The organism is Achromobacter sp. (genome assembly GCF_032113835.1).
In the GTDB taxonomy this organism is placed as follows: domain Bacteria; phylum Pseudomonadota; class Gammaproteobacteria; order Burkholderiales; family Burkholderiaceae_B; genus Achromobacter.
In genome coordinates this window covers 22,519-48,545 of the sequence record NZ_DAMCTG010000027.1, presented here as the reverse complement: position 1 = coordinate 48,545, position 26,027 = coordinate 22,519, and the positions used below count along the sequence as shown (strand labels likewise).

Annotated in this window: 24 protein-coding genes; 18 read left to right on the top strand and 6 right to left on the bottom strand. The window is 67.1% G+C overall.

Annotation, left to right across the window (positions count from 1 at the left end; translation table 11 throughout):
• Positions 1–41 precede the first annotated feature (41 nt).
• The 7 genes from murI (at position 42) to RT697_RS12170 (ending at position 7,012) form a co-directional block, all read left to right on the top strand.
• Positions 42–860 carry a glutamate racemase gene (murI, locus tag RT697_RS12200; RefSeq protein ID WP_313699145.1) on the top strand — a complete coding sequence of 273 codons (819 nt, stop codon included), beginning with the start codon at positions 42–44 and terminating at the stop codon, positions 858–860.
• Between the two features lie 87 nt (positions 861–947).
• Entirely contained in the window at positions 948–1,373 is a 426-nt protein-coding gene (locus RT697_RS12195; protein ID WP_056571794.1) for a universal stress protein, read from the top strand.
• A gap of 9 nt (positions 1,374–1,382) precedes the next feature.
• Positions 1,383–1,811: a universal stress protein gene (locus tag RT697_RS12190; protein ID WP_175137734.1), complete on the top strand. Its 429-nt coding sequence runs from the start codon at positions 1,383–1,385 to the stop codon at positions 1,809–1,811.
• A gap of 7 nt (positions 1,812–1,818) precedes the next feature.
• Positions 1,819–3,135, top strand: coding sequence for a sorbosone dehydrogenase family protein (locus tag RT697_RS12185; protein ID WP_313699142.1), 1,317 nt, complete (start codon positions 1,819–1,821; stop codon positions 3,133–3,135).
• 85 nt (positions 3,136–3,220) lie between these two features.
• On the top strand, positions 3,221–3,925 hold the full coding sequence (locus RT697_RS12180; RefSeq protein ID WP_056571804.1) for an SDR family oxidoreductase: 705 nt from the start codon (positions 3,221–3,223) through the stop codon (positions 3,923–3,925).
• A gap of 142 nt (positions 3,926–4,067) precedes the next feature.
• On the top strand, positions 4,068–5,618 hold the full coding sequence (locus RT697_RS12175; protein WP_313699140.1) for a DUF1800 domain-containing protein: 1,551 nt from the start codon (positions 4,068–4,070) through the stop codon (positions 5,616–5,618).
• Positions 5,615–7,012, top strand: coding sequence for a DUF1501 domain-containing protein (locus RT697_RS12170; protein WP_313699139.1), 1,398 nt, complete (start codon positions 5,615–5,617; stop codon positions 7,010–7,012). The genes RT697_RS12175 and RT697_RS12170 overlap by 4 nt, the downstream gene beginning before the upstream one ends.
• On the opposite strand, the gene RT697_RS12165 is transcribed toward RT697_RS12170, so the two are convergent.
• Together RT697_RS12165 and RT697_RS12160 are read right to left on the bottom strand one after the other, a co-directional pair.
• The gene (locus tag RT697_RS12165) at positions 6,996–8,270 is read right to left on the bottom strand and encodes a type II toxin-antitoxin system HipA family toxin (RefSeq protein ID WP_313699138.1); all 1,275 of its coding nucleotides are present in this window, start codon (positions 8,268–8,270) and stop codon (positions 6,996–6,998) included. The two genes, RT697_RS12170 and RT697_RS12165, sit on opposite strands and share 17 nt — an antisense overlap.
• On the bottom strand, positions 8,267–8,554 hold the full coding sequence (locus RT697_RS12160) for a helix-turn-helix transcriptional regulator (protein ID WP_313699136.1): 288 nt from the start codon (positions 8,552–8,554) through the stop codon (positions 8,267–8,269). The genes RT697_RS12165 and RT697_RS12160 overlap by 4 nt, the downstream gene beginning before the upstream one ends.
• A 241-nt stretch (positions 8,555–8,795) precedes the next feature.
• Here RT697_RS12160 and RT697_RS12155 point away from each other — a divergent pair, with 241 nt between their 5' ends.
• From RT697_RS12155 to RT697_RS12140, 4 genes are all read left to right on the top strand, one after another.
• Complete coding sequence (locus RT697_RS12155) at positions 8,796–9,260, top strand: GNAT family N-acetyltransferase (RefSeq protein WP_056571812.1); 465 nt, start codon at positions 8,796–8,798, stop codon at positions 9,258–9,260.
• A 100-nt stretch (positions 9,261–9,360) separates the two neighbouring features.
• Complete coding sequence (locus RT697_RS12150; protein ID WP_313699134.1) at positions 9,361–9,729, top strand: hypothetical protein; 369 nt, start codon at positions 9,361–9,363, stop codon at positions 9,727–9,729.
• A 24-nt stretch (positions 9,730–9,753) separates the two neighbouring features.
• Positions 9,754–10,284, top strand: a complete 531-nt coding sequence (locus RT697_RS12145; protein WP_313699133.1) for an RNA polymerase sigma factor — start codon at positions 9,754–9,756, stop codon at positions 10,282–10,284.
• On the top strand, positions 10,281–11,096 hold the full coding sequence (locus RT697_RS12140) for an anti-sigma factor (RefSeq protein WP_313699131.1): 816 nt from the start codon (positions 10,281–10,283) through the stop codon (positions 11,094–11,096). The genes RT697_RS12145 and RT697_RS12140 overlap by 4 nt, the downstream gene beginning before the upstream one ends.
• A 56-nt stretch (positions 11,097–11,152) precedes the next feature.
• On the opposite strand, the gene RT697_RS12135 is transcribed toward RT697_RS12140, so the two are convergent.
• The 3 genes from RT697_RS12135 to atzF form a co-directional block, all read right to left on the bottom strand.
• Entirely contained in the window at positions 11,153–11,881 is a 729-nt protein-coding gene (locus RT697_RS12135) for a GntR family transcriptional regulator (RefSeq protein ID WP_313699167.1), read from the bottom strand.
• A complete protein-coding gene (gene uca, locus RT697_RS12130) occupies positions 11,878–15,516 on the bottom strand; it encodes an urea carboxylase (RefSeq protein ID WP_313699130.1) in 3,639 nt (1,212 codons plus the stop codon). Before uca ends, RT697_RS12135 begins: the two co-directional genes overlap by 4 nt.
• 62 nt (positions 15,517–15,578) lie before the next feature.
• Positions 15,579–17,411, bottom strand: a complete 1,833-nt coding sequence (gene atzF / locus RT697_RS12125) for an allophanate hydrolase (RefSeq protein WP_313699129.1) — start codon at positions 17,409–17,411, stop codon at positions 15,579–15,581.
• 372 nt (positions 17,412–17,783) lie between these two features.
• On the opposite strand from atzF, the gene urtA reads away from it, so the two are divergent.
• From urtA to RT697_RS12090, 7 genes are all read left to right on the top strand, one after another.
• On the top strand, positions 17,784–19,037 hold the full coding sequence (gene urtA, locus RT697_RS12120) for an urea ABC transporter substrate-binding protein (RefSeq protein WP_313699127.1): 1,254 nt from the start codon (positions 17,784–17,786) through the stop codon (positions 19,035–19,037).
• A 36-nt stretch (positions 19,038–19,073) separates the two neighbouring features.
• Entirely contained in the window at positions 19,074–20,705 is a 1,632-nt protein-coding gene (gene urtB, locus RT697_RS12115; RefSeq protein WP_313699125.1) for an urea ABC transporter permease subunit UrtB, read from the top strand.
• Complete coding sequence (gene urtC / locus RT697_RS12110) at positions 20,702–21,829, top strand: urea ABC transporter permease subunit UrtC (RefSeq protein WP_286937630.1); 1,128 nt, start codon at positions 20,702–20,704, stop codon at positions 21,827–21,829. The genes urtB and urtC overlap by 4 nt, the downstream gene beginning before the upstream one ends.
• Complete coding sequence (gene urtD, locus RT697_RS12105; RefSeq protein WP_313699122.1) at positions 21,826–22,665, top strand: urea ABC transporter ATP-binding protein UrtD; 840 nt, start codon at positions 21,826–21,828, stop codon at positions 22,663–22,665. The genes urtC and urtD overlap by 4 nt, the downstream gene beginning before the upstream one ends.
• A gap of 2 nt (positions 22,666–22,667) precedes the next feature.
• Entirely contained in the window at positions 22,668–23,366 is a 699-nt protein-coding gene (gene urtE / locus RT697_RS12100) for an urea ABC transporter ATP-binding subunit UrtE (RefSeq protein ID WP_313699120.1), read from the top strand.
• A 94-nt stretch (positions 23,367–23,460) separates the two neighbouring features.
• A complete protein-coding gene (gene arsC, locus RT697_RS12095) occupies positions 23,461–23,889 on the top strand; it encodes an arsenate reductase (glutaredoxin) (RefSeq protein WP_313699119.1) in 429 nt (142 codons plus the stop codon).
• Between the two features lie 91 nt (positions 23,890–23,980).
• Positions 23,981–24,586, top strand: coding sequence for a phosphatase PAP2 family protein (locus RT697_RS12090; RefSeq protein WP_313699117.1), 606 nt, complete (start codon positions 23,981–23,983; stop codon positions 24,584–24,586).
• Positions 24,587–24,714: 128 nt separating this feature from the next.
• On the opposite strand, the gene RT697_RS12085 is transcribed toward RT697_RS12090, so the two are convergent.
• On the bottom strand, positions 24,715–25,695 hold the full coding sequence (locus RT697_RS12085; protein ID WP_313699115.1) for a tripartite tricarboxylate transporter substrate binding protein: 981 nt from the start codon (positions 25,693–25,695) through the stop codon (positions 24,715–24,717).
• Between the last annotated feature and the right edge of the window lie 332 nt (positions 25,696–26,027).

Here is a 26,027-nt window from a genome sequence, read left to right as displayed (position 1 = left end):
CACTTGCCGCCACCGCATCCTCCATAGACCAGCGCCTTTCCATGCTTTCCGAATCCCCCATCGGCGTATACGACTCCGGCGTCGGCGGGCTGAGCGTTCTGCGCGCGATCCGCGACGCGCTGCCCCATGAGCCCCTGCTCTACGTCGCCGACTCCGCCCATGTGCCCTACGGGGAAAAAACCCAGGCGTTCGTCGAGCGCCGCGCCTGCGCCATCGCCGACTACTTCGTGTCGCAGGGCGCCCGCGCCATGGTGGTGGCCTGCAACACCGCCACCGCCGCCGCGATCGCGCTGCTGCGCAAGCGCCATCCCGAGCTCATCATCATCGGCGTCGAACCCGCCATCAAACCCGCTGCGCACCTGACACACACGGGGGTGGTGGGCGTCTTCGCAACGACAGGAACGCTGGCCAGCCCCAAGTTCGCCGCGCTCGTGCAGCGCGAGGCGCCCGAGGTGCGCATCCTGCTGCGCCCTTGCCCGCAGTGGGTGCGGCTGGTCGAGCAGGGGGTGGTGTCCGGCCCCGAGGCCGCGCAAGCCGTGCTCGCGCCGGTGGCCGAACTGCGCGAGGCCGGCGCGGACGTGCTGGTGCTGGGCTGCACGCACTTCCCCTTTTTGCGCGACGTGATCCAGGACGCGGCCGGCCCCGGCGTGCCGCTGCTGGAAACGGGCGCGCCGGTGGCGCGCTGGCTGCGCCATCAGTTGCAGGAACGCGACCTGCTGATGGCGCACGGTCCGGGCGGCCTGCGATTGCAGACCACCGGCGAGGCGCCCGCGCTGGCGCAGCTTGCCAGCCAGTTGTTGGGCACCGCAATGACGGCGGACACGGTACCCGACGCGTGGCGGGGAACGTCCTCGCCTTGATCTGACGCATCGCCGGGGCGCCGCCGGCGGGGCGAATGTGGGATACAGTGGAACGCACGCCCCCCTACGGCCAGCAAGGAGACGCTCATGAAACGCATCCTGATTCCCGTCGACGGTTCGGAACCCGCCCTGAACGCGGTCAAGGCGCTGCTCGACGCGCGCCGCTACGATCCCGTCGAACGCGTGGACCTGCTGACGGTCCAGATCCCCTTGAAGGCCGGCGCGTTCGGCAGCGGCTTGTCGCAGGAAGAGATCGACGCCTATCACCAGGAAGAAGGCGAGGCCGCGGTTGAGGCCGCCCGCGCACTGCTGACGCAGGCCGGCGTGCCGTTCGAGACCCACATCCAGGCCGGGGCGGCCGCCGAAACCATCGCGCGCGTGGCCGAAGAAACCGGCGCAAATGAAATCTTCATGGGGACACGCGGTCTGGGTTCCGTGTCGGCGCTTTTCATGGGGTCGGTCGCCACGGGCGTGCTGTCCCTGACCGAACTGCCGGTCACGCTGGTCAAGTAAGGAGCCGCCATGCTGAATATCCTTGTTCCCGTCGACGGCTCCGAAAACGCCGACCGCGCCGTCGTGTACGCCCGCCGCCTCGCGCAGGGCGCCAAATCGGCGCGCATCCACCTCATCAACATCCAGACGCCGCCGCGCGGGCGCGCCGGCGTGTCGCGCCTGATCACGCAGGACATGATCAATGACTTCTATGCCCGCGAAGGGCGCGAAGCGTCAGAGGAGGCGCGCAAGCAGCTGGACTCTGCAGGCGTCGACTACGTCAGTCATGTGGTCTTCGGCAACGCGCCGGCGGAAATCGCGGGCTATGCGCAGGACCATGGCTGCGCGCGCATCGTCATGGGCACGCGCGGCAACGGCAAGCTGACCAACATCCTGATCGGATCGGTGGCCAATCAGGTCGTGCAATTGGCGCACGTGCCGGTCACGCTGGTGAAGTAGGCGCATCATGCATGCCCTGCGCATCGTGCCGGCGGCCGCCCTGGCGCTGACGCTGCTCAGCGCCTGCGGCGAGGTCGCCAAGCTGCCCGTCGAAGCGGGCATGGGTCCCGACCCCCAACTGCCGCCACCCAACACCACGCTCGTTCCCACGGTAAACACGGCCAAGGCCGTGGGCTGGCAGGACGGCGCGCAGCCGGCTCCCGCCGCCGGCCTGGCCGTGACCGCCTATGCCAGGGGGCTGGACCACCCGCGCTGGCTGTACGTGCTGCCCAACGGCGATGTGCTGGTCGCCGAGACCAACGCGCCGCCCAAGCCCGACGACGCGCCGGGCGGCATCAAGGCGTGGGCCACGGGGCTGGTGATGAAGCGGGCCGGCGCCAAGACCGTCAGCGCAAACCGCATCACCCTGCTGCGCGATGCCGACCACGACGGCGTCGCCGAAACGCGGACCATCCTGCTGCAGGATCTGAATTCACCGTTCGGCATGGCGCTCGTCGGCAATCACCTCTACGTCGCGAACGCCGACGCGGTCGTGCGCTTTCCCTTTACACCCGGGCAGACGCACATCACCGCCCCCGCCGAAAAGGTCACCGACCTGCCGGCGGGCCTGAACCATCACTGGACCAAGAATCTCATCGCCAGCCCGGACGGGTCGCGGCTGTACGTGTCCGTCGGATCGAACAGCAACGTGGGCGAAAACGGCATGGACATCGAGGAAGGCCGCGCCGCCATCTGGGAGCTCGACGTGGCCAGCGGCCAGAAGCGCCTCTTTGCCACGGGGCTGCGCAATCCGGTCGGCATGGCCTGGGGGCCGGACGGCAAGACGCTGTGGACGGCGGTCAACGAGCGCGACGAACTGGGCAGCGACCTCGTGCCGGACTACATGACCTCTGTGCGCGACGGCGGCTTCTATGGCTGGCCGTACAGCTATTTTGGCCAGCACGTCGATACGCGCGTCACGCCGCCGCGGCCCGACCTGGTGGCGCAGGCCATCGTGCCCGATTACGCGTTGGGTCCGCACACCGCCTCGCTGGGCCTCGCGTGGTCGGGCGGCGCCAAGCTGCCGGCGCCCTTTGTCCACGGCATGTTCGTCGGGCAGCACGGCTCATGGAACCGCGATCCGCGCAGCGGCTACAAGGTGATCTTCGTGCCGTTCGATCAGAACCAGCCCGCAGGTCCCGCCCTGGACGTGCTGACCGGCTTTCTCAACGACGCCGGCCAAGCGCAAGGCCGCCCGGTCGGCGTGGCCATCGACGCGCAGGGCAGCCTGCTGGTGGCGGACGATGTGGGCAATGTGATCTGGCGTGTAACGCCCAAGCCGTAGGCGCTGGCGCTGCCCTCCAACGTCTTGGGCCGCACGCCCACCCGCCCCTACAATGGCCGCTCCCGAATTCCAGACTGGAGCGAGCATGAGCACGGAAAAAGTGGCGATCCTCACGGCAGCCGGCAGCGGCATGGGTGCGGCGGCGGCGCGCAAGCTGGCGGCGGACGGCTACCGCGTGGCGATCCTGTCCTCGTCCGGCAAGGGCGCGGCGCTGGCGCAGGAACTGGGCGGCCTGGGCGTCACCGGCTCGAACCGCTCGACCGAAGACCTGTCCCGCCTGGTTGAAGCCACCCTGCAGAAGTGGGGCCGCGTCGATGCGGTGGTCAACAGCGCCGGCCACGGTCCCAAAGGCCCGCTGCTGGAAATCAGCGACGACGACTGGCACCTGGGCATGGAGTTCTACCTGCTGAACGTCGTGCGCATCACCCGCTTGGTCGCGCCGGTGATGAAGCAGCAGCAGTCCGGCGCCATCGTCAACATTTCCACCTACGCCACCTTCGAGCCGGAAGCGCTGTTTCCGACGTCGGGGGTGTTCCGCGCGGGCCTGGCTGCCTTCACGAAGGTTTTCACCGACGAATACGCGCAGCACAACGTGCGCATGAACAACGTCCTGCCCGGCTTCATCGACAGCCTGCCCGAAAAGGAAGACCGCCGCGTGCGCATCCCGATGGGCCGCTACGGCACGGCGCAGGAAGTGGCGGACCTGATCGCGTTCCTGGCGTCGAGCGCGTCGTCCTACATCACCGGCCAGAACATCCGCATCGACGGCGGCATCACGCGATCCGTGTGACGCGCTGTAGAACACACGCGCGACGCGTCATATCCCCCTGATCTCATGCGTTTGGCCTAGTCCCTCGTCCGAATGACGGTATTGAAGCCACCGCCGGGCTTTTAGTACCGTAGGTTTTCGCATTCGACGAGGTGCCCGGCGCATGACCGCTACGCCGTCAGCGGCTGCGCAGCAGTCCGCATCCCCTACTCCCGGCCAAGCCTCGCGCTTTCTGGCGCAGGCGACGTTCGGCCCCACGCCGGCCGACATCGACGCCGTCGTGCGCGTCGGCTACGCCGCGTGGTTGGACGCACAACTGGCGATGCCGCCGTCGCAGACGCACTTCGACTGGCTGCTGCAAAAGAACCGGAACACCGAGGCCTTCAAGGGCAACGGCATCAACGCGCCGCTGGAAGCCACGTTGTGGCGCAAGTTCATCAGCGCGCCCGATCAGGTGCGCACGCGGGTTGCATTTTCGCTGTCGGAAATCTTCGTCGTCGGCGTCTCGTCCATCACGGCGTCGTGGCCGCTTTTTGGCGCGGCGGGTTTCATGGACCTCTTGGCCAAGCATGCGCTGGGCAACTACCAGGACCTGCTGACCGCCGTGACGCAGAACCTGTCGATGGGCTGCATGCTGACCTATCGCGGCAACCGCAAGGAAGATCCCAAGACCGGCCGCCACCCCGACGAGAACTATGCGCGCGAGGTGATGCAGTTGTTCAGCATCGGCCTGCTGGTGCTGAACCAGGAAGGCACAGTCAAGATGGTGAACGGCGCGCCCGTGGAAACCTACACCAATGCGGACGTGCAAGGGTTAGCCAAGGTCTTCACGGGCTGGGACATCAACGGCCCGGAGACGAATGTGGAGTTTCATCGCCGCCCCATGGCGCTGAACAACGCGCTGCATTCGATGTCGGAGAAGCGCTTTCTGGGCGCGGTCATCCCGCCCGGCACCGACGGCCACCTGTCGCTCAAGCGCGCCATGGAGGTCATCAGCGCCCATCCCAACGTCGGGCCCTTCATCGGCATGCAGCTCATTCAGCGCATGGTGACCAGCAATCCCAGTCCCGCGTATGTGGGCCGGGTGTCGGCCGTGTTCAACGACGACGGCACTGGCCAACGCGGCAACCTGAAGGCCGTGGTGCGCGCCATTCTGCTGGATCCGGAGGCGCGCCAGCCGGACCTTGCTTCGCCCCATTGGGGCAAGGTGCGCGAGCCCATCCTGCGCTTCTCGGGCTGGGCCCGCGCGTTCGGCGCCAACTCCACCAACGGCGAATGGGCCATGCCGGACACGACGGACAACACGATCCGCCTGGCGCAGAGTCCGATGCGGTCGGCCACGGTGTTCAACTTCTTCCGGCCGCGCTACGTGCCGCCGGTCACCGAACTGGCCCGCCGCCATCTGGTCGCGCCGGAACTGCAGATCACGGACGAGACCAGCATTGCGGGCTACCTGAATTTCCTGGCGATCTACGCGGACCGCGGCTGGGAAGACTTGCAGACGAGCTATACGCCCGAGATCGCGCTGGCCAAGGATCCCGAGGCGCTGGTGGCGCGCGTCGTGCTGCTGCTGGCGGGCGACGCCTTCAGCGCACGCACGGCGGCGTCCATTGCCAAGGCCGTGGCCACGCTGCCGCCGGACCGCCCGCGCGACCGCGTGCGCGCCGCCATCATGCTGGTGGCCGCCACGCCCGAATATCTGGTGCAGAAATGACAGACCGCCGCGACCTCGACCGCCGTGCCTTTCTGCTGCGCGCCTTTGCGCTGGGCGCGACCCGCGCTGCCGCCCCGCTGGCGCTGAATCTGGCCGCCATCGGCGCCGCCGCCGCGCAATCCGCCCCGCCCTCATACAAGGCGCTGGTGTGCGTCTTCCTGTACGGCGGCAATGATCCCTACAACACGCTGGTTCCGTACGATCCGTCGTCGTACCGCGCCTATTCCACGGCCCGCAGCGACATCGCCCTGCCGCGCGACGCGCTGCGCGCCACCCTGCTGCGCGGCAAGGCCGACACGCAGGGCGGCATGCAGTTTGCGCTGGCCCCCGCGCTGGCGCCGCTGGCGCCGCTGTACGAACGCGGCGACATGGCGGCGCTGATCAACGTGGGACCGCTGATCGTGCCCACGACCAAGGCCGAATACATCGGCGCGCGCGTGCCCCTGCCGCCCAAGCTGTTCTCACACAACGACCAGCAGTCGGTCTGGCAGGCGCTGGCGCCGGAAGGCGCATCCTCGGGCTGGGCCGGCCGCCTGACGGATCTGTTCGCGGGCGCCAACGCGCAGCGCACCTTCACCGGCATCACGGCGGGCGGCAGCACGGTGCTGCTGGCCGGGCGCAAGGTGGCGGGCTATCGCGTGGGCATCAACGGCTCGACGCAGATCGACCTGCTGCATCGCGACATGTATGGTTCCAGCGCCTGCACCGCGCTGCTGCGCGACCTGATCACCGAGCCGCGCGAACACCTGATGGAACGCGAGATGTCGCGCATCGCCGCGCAATCCATCTCGGCGGACAAGCGGCTGCGGGCCGCCTTGGCGGATGTCGCCGTGCCGGGGGATTTCTCGACGCCGCTCGCGCAGCAACTGCGGATCGTGGCGCGCATCATCGCCGCCCGCGACACGCTGGGCGCGCGGCGTCAGGTGTTCTTCGTCTCGCAGAACGGCTATGACAACCACACGGGGTTGAACGACACGCACCCGGCGTTGCTCAAGGAACTGGGCCAGGCGCTGGCCGCGTTCCAGAAGGCCCTGTCGGAACTGGGCGTGGCGGATCAGGTCACCACCTTCACGGCCTCCGAGTTCGGCCGCACGCTGGGTTCAAACGGCAACGGCTCGGATCACGGCTGGGGCTCGCACCACTTCGTGCTGGGCGGCGCGGTCAACGGCGGCCGCTGCTACGGCGCGCATCCGGACATCGCGCTGAACGGGCCCGGCTTCGTGGACAACGGCCGGTTGCTGCCCACCACGTCAGTGGATCAGTTGGGCGCGGACCTGGGCGCGTGGTTCGGCGCCAGCCGGGACGATCTGCGGACGGTGTTTCCGAACTTGCGGCATTTTGGGCCGGAGCCGTTGGGGATGTTGACGCCTGGGCCGGTCAAATCGCAGGTTTAGGGGCGAGCGGCTCCGCGGATTGCTTGAGCTTATTCGCGATCGTCGCATCTACCTGCTTCATGCCGTGCGACCAAAGTTCCAGCATCCTGGCGATGTTTCGACCCACCGCTTCGCCTTGATTGGCCTGCGTGAACGCCACCGCAGATTCGGCAGTCTTCAACAGCGCCTCTCCGAGCTGCTTGCGCCAGTGATTCTGTCTGCCCGGCGATATGTCACACACTTGCCCCAGCCGCTTTAGCGAATCCGCCGTAGGCCAGCGCTTCGTGCCGTCCAGCGTGAGCGCCATGCCGTCGTTGGCATCACCATGGTTATCGCGGGGCGCATACACCGACATCGTCAGCATGTCGAACACGGGAGCCAGCGAAGGAATCTTCCCGCCCTCGTACAACAGTCCAAAGTTCTTCAGATGCGCATCGCCATTTCTGATAGCTGCGGCCAACAGATATTGCGCATAAAAATGTTCGCAGGCTAGTTGGCCTGCCATCCCGGGACAAAACGCACGGATGGTACGAACGATGCGCTCGGCAGACCCACTGAACTTGTCCCGCGCCGGCTGGCCGGTCAATGCACACATGTCCTCGAAACCGAGGGAGCTGCCCGCGGCGTCGACATCGAATCGTCTGACAAGCAACCGGCTGAAGTCGGGAGCAAGATGCGTTTCGGGCACGTTGAGTCCCATCTCTCGCGCCGCCATCATTCCGAAGTGTTCCATCAGCACGATGTCTGCACGATCGGGATCGTTCAGCTTGACGATCCATTGGTCGACGGCGATGGTGCGTTTCACGCCATCCCCGCTGACGGGACTGCGCGCCAGAAATTTCAAGAATCCTCCGGATACGCCAGGCCCATGACTATCCTCACCCAAGTAATGGCGCACGATGGATTTCAGGTCGGATGACAACAGACTTTGCAGCGATTCATGGACGCTTCGTTTCGAAGGCGTCGCGCCTGCGGGCACGGCTTTAACCTGACCGATCAGGTTTTCGCCAACGATTGCCAACAGTTCCATGTCCCCAAAGCTGGCGAAGTTTTTTGCGAAGAACCGTTCGAGCGTCTGCCGCAACGCCCCTTCTGGCAACGAGACCTGAAACACTGGGAATAGAAATGGGCTGGTCCAGCTTTCTGTGCGGGGCGGCATCAATAAAGACACTGCCAAGTCTCTCGGCGTATCGGGCAGATAGGTAAACACAAAGGAGGTAATCCCGGTCTGGTCCAGCACCCCAACCTTCTTGTCCTGCACATAGATGTCCAGCGTCATGATTTAGGCTCTTCGCGCAAACGACGGTAGGCCGCCTCGTTTTCGGCATACACGTCTTCAAGGGTGGGCGGCGCATACTCTGCGGGGACCAGCCTCAATTCCAGGTCCAGGGCGCGCATAAGGCGGCGCAACGTCGATACATTGCAATCCCCTCCCCCCTCGATCGCCACCAATGCACGACGGCTAATACCCGCAAGATCTGCAAGCTGAGCCTGCGTGTATTTACGGTCACGTCGCGCCTTGACCAGCGCATCAATCAGCGGATCTGTCGAATCGGAGGTCATTTTTCAACGCCAAAATGTGAAGTAGACGTAACAAATTAACGCTATCGGCTGGATTTGTGAAGCGTACTACTCATTTTGGTAAAAGGCGACTGCTGCCGACCGCTTCTCGGACCGGTTTACGTTTACGGCTCAAATGCGGCTGAAATCAGCTAGCGCCTACCCCGTAACCGATCTATAACGTCAGGCAACCCGCCCGCCATCCGGCGGCGCTCGCGTTCCCCCCTTCCCATCGCACCGCAACATGAGCCTCACCCCCGATCTGGCGTTGCAGCCCGCCACCGAAGAAGACGTGCCGTTTCTGCTGTCCCTGCGCAAGCGCACGATGACCGCCCATCTGCAACGCGCGGGTGCGCCGCATGACGATGACCATCATCTGGCGCGCATCCATTACCACTTCGACGACGCCCAGATCGTCTGGCTGGCCGGCCGGCCCGCCGGGCTGTTCAAGCATTACCGCGATCCGGCCGGCTGGCGCATCGTGCAGATCCAGATCGATCCCGATTTCCAGGGCCAGGGGCTGGGCCGCCGGCTGCTGGCCAAGGTGCTGGACCGGGCGGACAAGGAAGGCGCGCCCGTCACGCTGAGCGTCCTGAAAGGCAATCCCGCCCGGCGGCTGTACGAGGCGCTGGGCTTCACATCCGTGAAGGAGACCGAGCTGGAGCATGAAATGCGGTATGACCCCGGCGCGGTCCGGCCGGGCGCTTGAACCCTTCACGGCAGCTTTTTTCCGGACCGCTGGAATAAAGCGGCCCCGGCCGGCGTCCGTAGAGGGCAGTCCCCAATCCTTCCCATCTACGAGGCACACCATGCGCAAACACACCGCCGCGGCCCTGGCACTCGCCTGCGCCGCCCTGTTCTCGGCCGGCGCCCACGCCCAGGCCGTCAAGACCCAGAATGGCATCCTGGTCGATAGCGCCGGCATGACGCTGTACACCTTCGACAAGGACTCCGCGGGCAAGAGCGCCTGCGTCGACGCGTGCGCGAAGGCCTGGCCGCCCGCCATGGCCACCGGCGACGCCAAGCCGATGGGCGACCTGACGGTCATCACCCGCCCCGACGGCAGCAAGCAATGGGCCTACAAGAACAAGCCGCTGTACCTGTTCGCCAAGGACACCAAGCCGGGCGACAAGACCGGCGACAACTTCAAGGAAATCTGGCACGTCGTCAAACCCTGATCCGGACGCACGCCCGATCAGCCCATGCGCGCCGAAGACGAAGCCCAGATCCTGGCCTGCATCCCCAGCCTGCGGCGTTACGCGCGCGGGCTGACGGGTGACCCGGACCGGGCCGACGACCTCGTTCAGGACACGCTGGAGCGCGCATGGAGCCGCTATTCCCGCTGGCAGCGGCGCGGCGAATTGCGCGCCTGGATGTTCGGCATCATGCACAACCATTTCATCGACGGCGTGCGCGCCGCCAGCCGGCGCACCGATCAGACGGCGCCGGGCGACCTGCCCGACGCGCCGGTGCGCGCCACCCAGACCGATCAGCTTGAAGTGCGCGACCTGGACCGCTGCCTGCAGGCCCTACCGGCCGAGCAGCGCGAGGTCCTGCTGCTGATCGCCGTCGAAGACCTTTCCTACCAGGAGGCTGCCCGCATCCTGTCGGTGCCGATCGGCACCGTCATGTCGCGCCTGTCGCGCGCCCGCGAGAAGCTTGGCGCGCTGATGCAAGGCCGCGATGCAGCCCCGCGCCTGCGGCCCGTTCCCACCCCGCGTGAAATGCCATGACCGACAAACGCCTCCATCCGGTTCCCGCCGCGGGCACGCCGATCACCGAAGCCGATCTGCACGGCTACGCGGACGGCCAGTTGTCCCCCGCGCGTCATGCCGAGGTGGCCGCCTTTCTGGCCGCGCATCCGCAGGACCAGACGCGTGTCGACGACTGGCAGTCGCAGCGGCGCGCGCTGCATGCCTTGCTGGATCCCGTGCTGGACGAACCGTTGCCGTTGCGCCTGCCGCTGCGCGCCCCCGCACGGACGTGGCCGTGGCGCGCGATGGCGGCCAGCGTGGCGATTGCCGCGGTCAGCGCCAGCCTGGCGTGGTTCGCGCGCGGCGCCGTCGACGCGCGCCATCTGCAGGCCGCGCTGGCCACGGCCATCCCCGAGCGCGCGGCGGGCGGCTACGCCCAGCGCGCCGCCATCGCCCACGCCGTGTTTGCGCCCGACATGGGCCGGCCCGTGGAAGTCAGCGGCGACAACGAGAAGGCGTTGGTGACGTGGCTGACCAAGCGCATGGGCGCGCCGATGCGCGCGCCATCGCTGTCGAAAACCGGTTACGAGCTGATCGGCGGACGCCTCTTGCCCGGCGGCGCGGGGCCCGTCGCGCAGTTCATGTATGGCGCGGCCGATGGCCAGCGCCTGACGTTGTACGTGACGCGCGAAGCGGCCGGCGGCCAGACCGCCTTCCAGTTCACGCAGGAAGGGCCGGTGCGGGTCTTCTATTGGGTCGAAGGCGAGTTCGGCTACGCGCTGTCGGGCGCCGTCAGCCGCGATGAACTGCAGCGCGTGTCGCAGGAAGTCTATCGGCAGCTTCAGGGCTGAGACGGGACCCGAGGACCGGCGCTGGGGACCGAAACCTGCGAGTCGCCCTCAGCCCGTCAACCGGCGCGGGCCCGCGCCTCATGCAGCATGTGCAGCGTGATCTTGCGCACCTCGGCCTTGCTCATATCGATATGGGATCGCAGAAGGCGCGCGGCCTCGTCGGTGCGGCGCGCCAGCACCGCACGCAGAATGGCCGCGTGTTCGTCATAGGTGGCGTCCACACGGAAGTCCTTGGTGAAATCCAGCCGCCGCACGATGCGGATCTTTTCCGTAACGTCGCGGTGGATCTGCGCCATCTCGGGGTTGCCGGCCGCAGCCACCAGCGCGCAATGAAACGCCTCGTCCAGTTGCCCCACCAGCCGCCCGTCCAGGATGCGCTGCGCCGGCGGCACCAGCCACACGTCGGTCAGCGCGCCCAGCATCCCGGCCTGGTCCATGTCCTGCCGCGCGCACAGCTTGTCCACCGCCGCCAGCTCCAGCACCACGCGCACGTCGTACAACGCTTCGAAGCGTTCGAAATCGAACGGCCGCACCTGCCAGCCGCTGCGCGGCCGCGCCAGCACGAAGCCTTCGCGTTCCAGCCGCGCCAGCCCCAGGCGCACGGGCGTGCGGCTGACGCCCAGGCGCGCGACGAGGTCGGCCTCGGTGAAGCGTTCGCCGGGCAGCATCCGGAAGCCGAACAGGTCGTCCTTGATGCGCTGGTAGACCTGATCGGCCAGCGAGCCGGCCAGCGCCGGCGCCTGCCGGATCGCCGGACCGGCCTGGACGGCTTCCAGCCGCATCATCCCGTCACGACGCACGTGGCGTCTTCGGTAATCACCACGAGCGGGTCGCCCGCGTTGACGGGCTTGCCGGGAACGCAGCGGATGGCGGACACCGTGCCCGACGCCGGCGCGATGACGGACAGCTCCATCTTCATGGCCTCGACCACCACCAGCGTGTCGCCGGCCGACACGCTCTGCCCCACCTGGACCGGGATCTTCCAGATGTTGCCGCACATATCGGCGCTGACCAGGCGTTCGCCGTCGCGCAGCACGGTCTCGGCCTCGGGTTCCGGCGCGGGCGGTTCGGCGGCCACGTCCTCGTTCTTCCACAGCGCCACCTCGGCATCGAACGCCGTCTTCTGGCGCGCCTGGAACGCGGCAATGCTGTCCGCCTGCTCGGCCACAAAGCGCTGGTGCGCCGCGAAGTCGAACATCTCTTCCTCGATGCGGACCGTCGCGCGGCCTTCGCGGAAGTCTTCGCGCAGCACGTCCAGTTCGGCTTCGGTGACCGGATAGAACCGCACCTGATCGAAGAAGCGCAGCAGCCAGGGCTTGCCGTCCTGGAACACCGGATTCTTCAGGAACTTGTTCCAGATGGGCAGCGTGCGTCCCACCAGCTGATAGCCGCCGGGCGAATCCATGCCGTAGATGCACATGTAGACGCCGCCGATGCCCACAGTGCCTTCGGCGGTGAAGGTGCGCGCCGGGTTGTACTTGGACGTCAGCAGGCGGTGGCGCGGATCGATCGGCACCGCGCACGGCGCGCCCAGGTAGACGTCGCCCAGGCCCATGATGAGATAGCTGGCCTCGAACACGATGCGGCTCACCTCGTCGCGCGAATCCAGGCCGTTGATGCGCTGGATGAAGTCCACGTTGTTCGGCAGCCAGGGTGCGCTGGCGCGCACGGTCTCCTGATAGCGCTGCACCGCGCCCAGCGTGGCGCTGTCTTCGAAGGCCATGGGCAGGTACACGACGCGCGTCGGCACCTTGAGCGTCGCAACGTCGGCCAGTCCTTCCTCGATCTTCAGCAGCGTGGCGATGAGCGCGCCCTGCAGGATCACGCGGCTGTCGTAACGGATCTGCAGCGAGCGCACGCCCGGCGACAGCTCCAGCACGCCGGCCACGGGATTGGCGTTCAGCGCTTCCATCAGCAGGTGGATGCGCATGCGCAGCGCCAGGTCCAGCACGTTGTCGCCGTATTCCAGCAGCAGGTAGCCGTCGCCCGCCTGCCGGTACGACACCGACGGGCGCGATCCTTCGGCGGGCAGCGCGGCCACGATGGTCTCGGAGACGGTGGCCGGCACTGGCGCCGGCTCGGTCGCAGCGGGAACCACCGGCGCCAGGTCGGCAATGCGGCGGTCCTGCGCGGCTTCCAGCGCCACGGCCTGCGGGTAGTCGATGCGCACGAAGCGGATGCGGTCGCCGGGCTTGACCTGCCCCACCTTCCACAATTCGGCGCGGGCAATGGTGACGGGACACACGAAGCCGCCCAGGCTGGGGCCGTCGCGCGTCAGGATGACGGGGCTGTCGCCCGTGAAGTTGATGCTGCCGATCGCGTATTCGCAATCGTGGATGTTGGACGGGTGCAGGCCCGCCTCGCCGCCGTTCTCGCGCGCCCAGGTGGGCTTGGGACCGATCAGGCGCACGCCCAGGCGGTTGGAGTTGTAGTGCACCTCCCAGTCGGCCGCGAAGAACGTGTCGATGGCTTCGGGCGCAAAGAAGTCCGGCGCGCCGTGCGGGCCGTACAGCACGCCGATCTCCCAAGTGCTGCCGTACTCCGGGATCAGCGCGGCGGGCGCGGCCTGCGGCAGCGTCTCGGGCGGCGCGGCCGTGGCGCCCGCCAGCTCGGGGCGGATCACGGGCAGCATGTCGCCCACGCGCAGCGTGCGGCCGGCATGGCCGCCGAACTGGCCCAGCGCAAACGTGGAGCGGCTGCCCAGATACAGCGGCACGTCCAGGCCGTTGCGCACCGCCAGATAGCTGCGGCAGCCGGACAGCGCACGGCCGGTGGCCAGCACCTGACCCGAGGTCACGAAGATCGGCTGCCACATGGGGACGGGTTCGCCGTCCAACGTGGCGGCGCACGAGGCGCCCGTCAACGCCACGACCGCGTCGCCGTGAAAACGCAGCGTGGGCCCGACCAGCGTGGTTTCGATGCCGGCCGCATCCGGCGCGTTGCCGACGATGCGATTCGCGACGCGAAATGCGTAGTCGTCCATGGGACCGGACGGCGGCACGCCGATGTCCCAATAGCCCGCGCGGCCGGGATAGTCCTGCACGCTGGTGTAGGTGCCCGCTTCGACGACCTCGATCGCCGACGGGCGGTACACAAAGCTTTCCAGAAAGCGCGTGGACAGATCGCCCGCGCGGAAGCGCGCATCGGCCACGATCTGACGCAGGTAATCCAGGTTGGTCGCAATGCCGTGCAGGCGCGTGCGCGCCAGCGCATCGGCCAGCTTGTCCAGCGCGGCCTCACGCGTGTCCGCATGCACGATCAGCTTGGCCAGCATGGGGTCATAGAACGCAGGCACGTCCGTGCCGGTCTCGACCCAGCCGTCGACGCGCACGCCGTCCGGGAACGACACCTCGGTCAACACGCCGGGCGAAGGCTGGAACTGGCGCAGCGGGTCCTCCGCGTACAGCCGCACTTCGATGGATGCGCCCTGCGGTGCGCGCGCCATGGCGGGGAAATCCAGCGGCTCGCCCGCCGCGACGCGCAGCATGCATTCCACCAGATCCAGGCCGGTGACGGCCTCGGTCACCGGATGCTCGACCTGCAGGCGCGTGTTCACCTCCAGGAAATAGAAGCTGTCGCGTGCCGGATCGTAGATGAACTCCACCGTGCCGGCAGAGCGGTAGTTCACCGATTCGCCCAGCTTGACGGCGGCATCCAGCAACGCGGCGCGGGTCGCGGCAGGCAGCCGCGGCGCCGGGGTCTCCTCGATGACCTTCTGGTTGCGGCGCTGCACCGAGCAATCGCGTTCACCCAGCGCCAACACGCGGCCCGCGCCATCGCCGAAGATCTGCACCTCGACGTGCCGCGCGTTGTCCACATAGCGTTCGATGAACGCGCCGCCATCGCGAAAGAAGTGCTCGCCCATGCGCTGCACGCTGTCGAACGCCACAGTCAATTCGGCCTCGTTCTCGCAGCGCGACAGACCGATGCCGCCGCCGCCCGCGGTGCTCTTGAGCATGACCGGATAGCCGATGCGTTCGGCCTGCGACAGCGCCTCGCCCAGACTGGACAGGAGCCCGGTGCCGGGCGTCATCGGCACGCCGGCCTCGGCAGCCAGCTCGCGCGAGCGGTGCTTCAGGCCGAACTCGCGGATCTGCAGCGGCGTGGGGCCGACAAAGGCGATGCCTGCGGCCTCGCACGCTTCGGCAAACTCGGCGCTCTCCGACAGAAAGCCGTAGCCGGGGTAGATCGCCTGCGCGCCCTGTTCGCGCGCGGCGGCCAGCAGCAGGTCCATGCGCAGGTAGCTGTCGGCCGCCTTCTCGCCGCCCAGCGCCACGGCCACATCGGCCTCGCGCACGTGCGCGGCATTGCGGTCCGGATCGGAATAGACGGCCACGCTGCGAATACCCAGCCGCTTGAGGGTGCGGATGGCGCGGACGGCGATTTCGCCGCGGTTTGCAATCAGAACGGTATCGAACACGGTGCGACTCCCTGATGTGAGGGCGTGGGTTATCGGTTTTCTATCGGGTGGGTATCAAGCCGTCAGCGGGCAGCGGCGTTCAGGCTGGCCAGATACGCGCGCCAGCCGCCGAACGTGGTGATGTCGCGCGCGCCATCCAGGCCGCGCGGTTCGCAGATGAAGCCCTTGACCAGCCTGCCGTCGGCCAGCTCCAGCGTGCCGATGCCCAGCGGTGCGGGAATCTCGGCCACGAACGCGCCGAAGGCCGTCACCGGCACATCCCACAGCTCGACCTCGATGGCGCCGCCGCTTTCCATCTTCACCAGCCCGGGCTTGGGCGGCGTGGTGTTGGCCAGCGCGAAGAGCCGGTAGTCGCCCGCCGTCGCCGTCTTCTCCACAAACACCGCATGGCGCGACGTCAGTTGGTGGTTGAGCGGCATGCCGGTCAGGTGCGCGCCCACGACCGCGACGCGCACGGTATCGGCGGACGGCGCGCTGTCCGCGGCCAGCGCGGGAAGCGGCATGCCCGTCGCGCCCAACGGCAGCCCGCGCCGCGCCTGCCATTGCCTGCCGAACTGCGCAAGCGCGCGGTCCTGCCACGCCAGGCCGATCAGCGTGATGCCGGACGGCAGTCCATCCGCGCGCATGCCGGCCGGCACCGCCAGCGCGGACAGATCGGCCAGATTGGCAAAGTTGGTGTAGACGCCCAGACGCGAATTGAGCGTGACGGGGTCCGCTTCCAGCTGGGCGATGGTGTAGATGGACGGCGAGGTCGGCACGACCAGCGCGTCAAAGCCCTCCAGCGCGCGATGGATCTGGCGGGTGAGTTCGGCGCGCCGATATTCGGCCTTGAACGCATCCAGCGCGCTGTAGTTCGCGGCCTGCTCGACGATGCCGCGCACCACCGGGTTGATGGCGCCGGGGTTCTCTTTCCACAACGCCTCCACGGCCGCAAAACGTTCGGCCACCCACGGTCCTTGATACAGCAGCGCGGCCAGTTCGTTGAACGGCGCGAAGTCGATCGCTTCGACCTGGGCGCCCTCGGCACGCAGCGCGCGCACGGCGTCGTCGAACACGGCGGCGGCCTGCGCATCGCCAAAGAACTCCAGCGACGCCGGCACAGCCAGGCGCGGCGCCTTCGGCCACGGCAGCGACGCGCCGGCCGGCATGGGACGCGAATACGGATCGGCGTCGTCATACGCGCCCGCCACCTGCGCCACCTTGTCGGCGTCGTCGACCGTCAGCGCAAAGATCGACACGCAATCCAGCGTGCGGCACGCGGGCACCACGCCCGCCGTGCTGAGCCAGCCCTTGGTCGGCTTGAGCCCGACGATATTGTTGAAGCCGGCCGGCACGCGGCCGGAGCCCGCCGTATCGGTTCCCAGCGAAAACGCCGCGATTCCGCGCGCGACCACCGAGGCCGAGCCGGAGCTGGATCCGCCGCTGACGTAAGCGGGATCGAACGTGTTGGCCACGGCGCCGTGCGGCGAGCGCGTGCCCACCAGGCCGGTCGCGAACTGGTCGAGATTGGTCTTGCCGATGAGGATGGCGCCCGCCGCGCGCAGGCGGCGCACGACGGTGGCGTCTTCCTGCGGCGTGTAAGCGAACTCGGGGCACGCCGCGGTCGTGGGCCAGCCCGCCGCGTCGATGTTGTCTTTGATGGCGAACGGCACGCCATAAAGCGGCAGGCGCGAGATGTCGCCGCCCGCCGCGGCCAGCAGGAGGCGCAGGCCGTCGAGCTGTTCATCGAGCTGCGCGCGGTCCACGCGCCGGATCCAGGCATTGTCCGATGCGTCGTCGGGCGCGGCGGCGTAGCCGGACAACAGCGCCTCGGGATCCGCGCCGCCGAGGTAGGCGGCCTGCCATTGCGCGATCGTCCAACCGGCGGGGTGCTTCTGCGTTGCTGCGGCATTCATGCTGGAATCCTTTCTTGTATACAAGTACGGATTCCCAAGCAAAGTGCGTGCCATGTTGGCCGCGCACGCCGCTTTCCCTCTGACGCGCGGCAAGACCGCTCGCCAGCCGCCTTCGCCCGTGGAGGCCGAGGCGTGCATGCCGCACCGTCATCGCGCGCAACACGCACCGATTCTGTGCAGACGGCACCGTTCTGATCACGCCCGCGCGGCGCAGCCATCGGCCCGCGCCTTCGCGTAAACCCGCCCGCTTCATACAGCAGCCGCAAGCGCTGCGATCACTTGGCACGCGTTTTGCTTTTGAGTCCCTGTGCGACTGCTTTTTCAGAACGTTCTCTCGCCGGCCAGGCCGGCACCTTCCATCCAGGAGTCACCATGAAACGCAGACTAGCCCTTAAGCAACTGACCGCCGTGAGCCTGTTGGCCATGACCGGATGGATGCCGCAGGTCCACGCCGCCGAGGACACCATCAAGGTCGGCATCCTGCATTCGCTGTCGGGCACCATGGCCATCTCGGAAACGTCGCTCAAGGACGTGGCCCTGATGACCATCGAAGAGATCAACGCCAACGGCGGCGTGATGGGCAAGAAGCTGGAAGCCGTGGTGGTCGACCCCGCCTCGAACTGGCCGCTGTTTGCCGAGAAGTCGCGCCAGCTCCTGTCGCAGGACAAGGTGGCCGTGGTCTTCGGCTGCTGGACCTCGGTGTCGCGCAAGTCGGTGCTGCCGGTCTTCAAGGAACTGAATGGCCTGCTGTTCTATCCGGTGCAGTACGAAGGCGAAGAGCTGGAGAAGAACGTGTTCTACACGGGCGCCGCGCCCAACCAGCAAGCCATTCCCGCCGTGGAATACCTGATGAGCGAAGACGGCGGCGGCGCCAAGCGCTTCGTGCTGCTGGGCACCGACTACGTCTACCCGCGCACCACCAACAAGATCCTGCGCGCCTTCCTGCATTCCAAGGGCGTGAAGGACAGCGACATCGACGAGGTCTACACCCCGTTCGGCCACTCCGACTACCAGACCATCGTCGCGAACATCAAGAAATTCGCCACGGGCGGCAAGACGGCCGTGATCTCGACCATCAATGGCGACTCGAACGTGCCTTTCTACAAGGAACTGGGCAACGCGGGCCTGAAGGCCACCGACGTGCCGGTCGTGGCGTTCAGCGTGGGCGAAGAGGAACTGCGCGGCGTGGACACCAAGCCGCTGGTCGGCCACCTGGCCGCGTGGAACTACTTCCAGTCGGTCAAGAACCCCGTCAACGACGCGTTCATCGCGAAGTGGAAGGCCTACGCCAAGGCCAAGAACCTGCCCAACGCCAACACGGTCGTGACGAACGATCCGATGGAAGCCACCTACATCGGCATCCATATGTGGAAGCAGGCGGTTGAACAGGCCAAGACCACCGACGTGGACAAGGTCATCGCCGCGATGGGCGGGCAGAAGTTCAACGCGCCTGACGGCTACACGATCGAAATGGACAAGACCAACCACCACCTGCACAAGCCCGTCTACATCGGCGAGATCAAGGCGGACGGCCAGTTCAGCGTGGTGTGGAAGAGCAAGGGTCCGATCCGCGCCCAGCCGTGGAGCCCGTACATCCCGGGCAACGAAGGCAAGCAAGGCCTGTAGTCCCAAGTCTCAACCCGCCCCCAGGAAAAGGCAGCCATGCGTATCGCGGCAATCGCACTCCTCTTGCGTCGTTTCATCCTGGCATGGCTGATCGCCGTGCCGGCGCTGGCTGCTCCCGCGGCCGCCGCCGGCGTGGACCAGGCCCTGCTTGCGCCGCTGGCCGGCGACGACACCGACGCCAGGCTGCAAGCGATTGCCGCGCTGGGCCAACTGCCCGATCCCGCCGCGGCCGCGGTGCTGCAGGCGCTGGGCAGCGACCAGCTCTATGCCACCGCCGACGGCCGCGTGCTGATCGGCGCTGGCGGGACGCGCGCCACCGATCCGTCCACCGGGGCGGCGGTGGACCTGCCTTCGGATGCGGGCACGATTTCCATCAACAACCGCCTGCGCCGCGCCATCGAGGCCGCGCTGGCGGGATCACGCCTGTTTTCCGACAACGCCAACGAGCGTCTGGATGCGGCCCGGCGGCTGCAGCAGACCGGCGACCCCGCGCGCCTGCCCATGCTGGAAAAGGCGCTGGCCGCGGAAAAGAACGAGGCCGTGCGCGGCGCGCTGCTGATCGCGCAGGCCAACCTGGAACTGAAAAGCGAAGACCCCGCCAAGCGCCGCCACGCGGTGCAGGTGCTGGGCGACACGAAGAATGCGGCCTTCCGGCCCACGCTGGCGGCGCTGACGCAGGAGCGCGACGGCGCTTATGCGGAACCCGACGCCGGCGTGCGCGAGGCGGCCGCCAACGCGCTCAAGCAGATCGACCGGCACCTGGCGACGATCGAATGGGCGGGCAATCTGTTTTACGGCGTGAGTCTGGGCAGCGTGCTGCTGCTGGCCGCGCTGGGGCTAGCCATCACTTTCGGCCTGATGGGCGTCATCAACATGGCCCACGGCGAACTGCTGATGATCGGCGCCTACGTCACCTACGTGGTGCAGACCGTGTTCCGCGCATGGCTGCCCGGCTGGCTGGACTGGTATGTCGTGGCCGCGCTGCCGCTTGCCTTCGTGGTGACGGCGCTGGTGGGCATGGCGCTGGAGCGCACGGTGATCCGCTGGCTGTATGGCCGCCCGCTTGAAACCCTGCTGGCCACCTGGGGCATCAGCCTGATGCTGATGCAGGGCGTGCGGTCGCTTTTCGGCGCGCAGAACGTGGAGGTCGGCAATCCCAGCTGGATGTCGGGCGGCGTGACGGTGCTGGGTGGGCTGGTGCTGACCTACAACCGGCTCGTCATCATCGGCTTTGCCTTCTTTGTCGTCTTCCTGGTGTGGGCGTTGCTGAACCACACGCGGCTCGGCCTCTTCGTGCGCGCCATCACGCAGAACCGTCGCATGGCGGACTGCGTGGGCGTGCCCACCGGCCGCGTCGACATGCTGGCCTTCGGCCTAGGCTCCGGCATCGCGGGGCTGGCGGGTGTCGCGCTCTCGCAGCTTGGCAACGTGGGGCCGGACCTGGGCCGCGGCTACATCGTCGACTCGTTCATGGTGGTGGTGCTGGGCGGCGTGGGCCAGCTGGCCGGCACCGTCATCGCCGCACTCGGCCTGGGCGGCGTGAATAAATTCCTGGAGCCTTACGCGGGAGCTGTCATGGCCAAGATCACCATCCTGGTGCTCATCGTGCTGTTTGTCCAAAAGCGGCCGCAAGGCCTGTTCGCCCCCAAAGGCCGGAGCGTCGAATGAAACAGACCGCGCTGACCGACCTGAACCTGCTGGCGCGCCGCCCGATCTTCTCGGGCCGCGTATGGGCCGCGCTGGCCGCGGGCGTCGTCCTGCTGGCGTTGTTGCCGCTGATGAATCTGGTGTTTCCGCCCGGCCATGCGCTGCATGTCTCCGCCTACGCCGTGGCCTTGATGGGCAAGTTCATGTGCTACGCCATGGCGGCGCTGGCGCTTGACCTGGTGTGGGGCTATGCGGGCATCCTGTCGCTGGGCCATGGCCTGTTCTTTGCGCTGGGCGGCTACGCGCACGGCATGTACCTGATGCGCGCCATCGGCCGCGACGGCGTCTACCAGAGCGACCTGCCGGACTTCATGGTGTTCCTGGACTGGAAGACCTACCCCTGGTACTGGTCCTTCACCGAACACTTCTGGTACGCGATGCTGCTGGTGGTGCTGGTGCCCGGCGTGCTGGCTTTCGTGTTCGGCTACTTTGCCTTCCGCTCGCGCATCAAGGGCGTGTACTTCTCGATCATCACGCAGGCGCTGACCTTTGCCGCGATGCTGCTGTTCTTTCGCAACGACACGGGGTTTGGCGGCAACAACGGTTTTACCGACTTCAAGCGCATTCTGGGCTTTGACATCACCGCGCCTGGCACGCGCGCCACGTTGTATTGGGTGACGCTGGCGGCGTTGGCTGGCGCGCTGATTCTTGCGCGCATGGTCACGCAGAGCAAGCTGGGCCGCGTGCTGACCGCCGTGCGCGACGCCGAAAGCCGCGTGCGCTTCATCGGCTACGACCCGCTGGGCTTCAAGCTGTTCGTGTGGACGCTGTCGGCCGTGCTGTGCGGCATTGCGGGCGCGCTGTACGTGCCGCAGGTCGGCATCATCAATCCCGGCGAAATGTCCACCGAGAACTCCATCGAGATGGTCATCTGGGTGGCGACGGGCGGGCGCGGCACGCTGATCGGTCCCATCATCGGCGCGGGCGCCGTCAACGGCCTGAAGACCTGGTTCACCAGCGTGCTGCCGGAATACTGGCTGTATGCGCTGGGCCTCATCTTCGTGCTGGTGACCCTGTTCCTGCCCACCGGCATCGTCGGTCTTGCCCGCCGCATCGCGGCCCGCATCCAGGAGAAGAAGGCATGACCTCCACGCACACCGAATCGGCCGCGCTGGACGGCGGCCCGAGCGGCGACGCCGGCTACGGCCGCGTCAGCCCCAAGGGCCTGGACACCAGCCACGGCGCCATCCTGTACCTGGAAGGCATCACGGTCAGCTTCGACGGCTTCAAGGCGCTGAACGACCTGACGCTGGACATCGGCGTGGGCGAGCTGCGCTGCATCATCGGCCCCAACGGCGCGGGCAAGACCACGATGATGGACGTCATCACCGGCAAGACGCGGCCCACGGCGGGCACGGCGTACTTCGGCCAGAGCATCGACCTGACCACGCTGAGCGAGGCGCAGATCGCGCACGCGGGCATCGGCCGCAAGTTCCAGCGCCCCACGGTGTTCGAACAGCACACTGTGTTCGAGAATCTGGAGCTGGCGATGAAGACGGACAAGCGGGTACGCCCCACCCTGTTCTCGCGGCTGTCCAGCGAACAGGCCGACCGGATCGGCGAGACGCTGGACCTGATCCGGCTGCGGCCCGAGGTCTGGCGGCCCGCGGGGCTGTTGTCGCACGGCCAGAAGCAATGGCTGGAGATCGGCATGCTGCTGATGCAGGAGCCGCAGTTGCTGCTGCTGGACGAACCCGTCGCCGGCATGACCGACGCCGAGACCGAACGCACCGGCGAACTCTTGAACGAACTGCGCGGACGGCATTCCCTGATGGTGGTGGAACACGACATGGACTTCGTGAACCAGATCGCGGGCGATGGCAAGGTCACCGTACTGCACGAAGGGTCGGTGCTGGCCGAAGGCCCGATGAGCCGCGTGCAGGCCGACCCCCGCGTGATCGAAGTCTATCTGGGGCGCTGAACATGCTGGACGTAAGCACGATCGACCAATACTACGGCGGCAGCCACACCCTGCGCGGCGTATCGCTGTCGGTGCGGCAAGGCGAATGCCTGGCGCTCCTGGGCCGCAATGGCGTGGGCAAGACCACGCTGCTCAAGTGCGTGATGGGCGTACTGCCCGTGGCGCGCGGCGGCATCACGTTCGACGGGGCCGACATCACGCGCCTGGCGCCCCACCAGCGCGCCGCGCGCGGCATGGCCTACGTGCCGCAGGGCCGCGACATCTTCGCGCGGCTGACGGTGGAAGAGAACATCCTGATGGGCATGGCGACCAAGCCCGCGGCCCGCGCCCGCCGCATCAAGGAGGAAGTATTTGAACTGTTCCCGGTGCTGAAAAGCATGCTGTCTCGGCGCGGCGGCGATCTGTCTGGCGGGCAGCAACAGCAGTTGGCCATTGCGCGCGCGCTGGTGGCCGAGCCCAAGCTCATCATCCTGGACGAGCCCACCGAAGGCATCCAGCCGTCCATCATCAAGGACATCGCGCGCGTCATCCACATGCTGCGCCAGCGCGGCGACATCGCGATCCTGCTGTGCGAACAGTATTTCGATTTCGCGCGCGAGTTGGCGGATCAGTTTGTCGTGCTGTCGCGCGGCGAGGTGGTGGCAAGCGGCGGGCGCGACGCAATCGACAGCGAGGACGTGCGGTGGCATCTGTCGGTGTGATGCGTGCGAGGCCGGAATACGGTGCCGGGATTCGGCGCCGCGAATGGACTATGCTCCGGTTTTGCATTGCGCCACATCCAGAACAGGAGCCTTCATGTCCGACGTCACCATCTATCACAACCCCAAGTGCGGCACCTCGCGCAACACGCTGGGCCTGATCCGCAACGCCGGCATCGAGCCGCAGGTCGTGCTGTATGTAGAAACGCCGCCCTCGCGCGACACGCTGAAGGCGCTGTTCAAAAAGGCCGGCGTCAACGTACGCGATGCCCTGCGCGAAAAAGGCACGCCCTACGCGGAGCTGGGCCTGGACGACACGTCGCTGTCGGACGACGCGCTGCTGGACGCGATCGAGCAGCATCCGATCCTGCTGAACCGTCCCTTTGTATCGACGCCACTGGGCGCGAAGCTGTGCCGGCCGTGCGAACTGGTGCTGGACATTCTTCCGTCGCCGCAGAAAGGCGCTTTCTCGAAGGAAAGCGGCGAGCCCGTTATCGACGCGCAGGGCAATCGCATCCAGAAGTAAAAGCGGCGGTATCGAAGCGCTTTGTAAGGGAACTGACGGGTACGGTCATTACCATCGCGGCAACCGAATTATTACGCCGCGATGACGTGTCATGGATTTCCTGGAAAGCTTCAACCAGTCCCTTTTTCTTTTGATCAATGCCGACCCCACCACGCCCACGTGGCGGATCCAGGCCGCCATGCTGGTGGCGAACAAGCTGATCCTGCTGGTTCCGGGCGTGATGGCCACCATGTGGCTATGGGGCAAGGAAGACCAGCGCGAACTGATGCTCAAGGCACTGGCCAGCGTCGCCGTGGCGCTGGCCGCCAGCTACCTGTGCGGCGTGTTGTGGCCGCATCCGCGGCCCTTCGTGATCGGCCTGGGGCACGCCTTTTTCACGCACAAGGCGACCTCGTCGTTTCCCAGCAATCACACGATCATCATCGCGACCTTTGCGTTTGCGCTGATCCTGGACCGGCGCTGGGCGGGATGGGGCTGGGTGGCGTTGTTGGGTGCCTTGCTGGTGGGGACGTCGCGCGTGTACCTGGGCGTGCACTTCCCGCTGGATATCGCCGGCGGATTATTGCTGGCGCCCGTGGCTGCGGCGGTCACGATTCCCGTGTGGCGCCGCGCGGGCGCGCCGGTGACGGCGGCGGCGCAGGGGCTGTATCGCAAGGTGCTGGCCCTGCCGATTGCGCGTGGATGGATCCGCGCGTGAATACAGGGCGATGAGGGCGGGCGTGAAGGCGGGGCGATGAACGCAGGCGTGAAAGCGCTGGTGAACGCCGGCCTGAAGTCAGGCGCAAGCGCAGCCGCAAAGGCCGCGCCCTGCCCCGCCGTGCCGCCTCAATTCACGGCGACCTTCGCTTCCTTGACCAGCTTCGCGTAATTCGCCGTGTCGGCCCCGATGCGCGCCTTCATTTCCGCGGGGGTATCGCCGATCGGCACCGCGCCGATTTCCGCCATGCGGCGCGTGAAGTCCGGCGAACGGATGATCTTCACCATCTCGGCGTTCAGCCGGTCCACCACTTCCTTGGGTGCGGCGGCCGGCGCCAGCACGCCGAACCAGGTTCCCATGTTGAAGGGCTTCAGACCCGCCTCCTCCATGGTCGGCACATCAGGCAGTGCGGCCGAACGCTGATTGGTGGTGACGGCCAGCGCGCGCAGCTTGCCGCTCTGGATGTGCGCGAGCACTGGCGTGATGGTGTCGAACGACATGTCGATCTGGCCGCCAAGCAGATCGGTCGTCAGCGGACCGCTGCCCTTGTATGGAACATGCAGCAGTTGCACATTGCCCGCGCGCTCGAACTGCGCGCCGATCAGATGCTGGCCCGTGCCCATGCCGTTGGAACCGTAGGTCAGCTTGCCGGGTGAAGCCTGCGCCAGCTTCAGCAGCGAAGCCACGTCCTTGGCCGGCAGCTTCGGATTGACGACCAGCACATTGGGCACCAGCGCTACCGTGGTGACCGGCGCGAAGTCCTTCTGGAAGTCGTAATGCAGGCTTTTGTAGACGCTGGTGGCGATGGTGTGATGGACTGCACCCATCAGCAGCGTATAACCGTCCGGCGCGGCCTTGGCGACGTAGTCCGCGCCCAGCGTCGAACCCGCACCCGGCTTGTTTTCAACCACCACCGGCTGCCCCAGGCTCTTGGCCAATTCCTGCCCCAGCGCGCGCGCCAGCACATCCGTCGTGCCCCCGGCCGGAAACGGCACGATCAGGCTCACGGGCCGTGCCGGATAGGACTGCGCCTGCGCGCCGCCCGCGAACGAAACGCCGATCAGGCAGGCGAACGCCAGGGCGCGCGCGGTCATCGCTTTCTTATGCATGATTTGTCTCCTGACTACGAATGAACTTCGCTTGTTGTTGTGTCGCCCGGCGCAGGCCGAGCGGCAGACGCATCTCGAGGTGTCTGACACCCGTTGAAGCACTGCGCCAACCCCACCATCTTCTCCCCAGGGTGTCAGACACCGGCACCTGTGCACGGTGTCTGCGCCCGCCGCAGCTCGAGGTGTCTGACACCCGTTGAAGCACTGCGCCAAGCCGACATCCTCTCCCCCGGGTGTCAGACACCGGCAACTGTGCACGGCGCCCGCGCCCGCCATCCCGCAGCTCGAGGTGTCTGACACCCGTTGAAGCACTGCGCCAAGCCGACATCCTC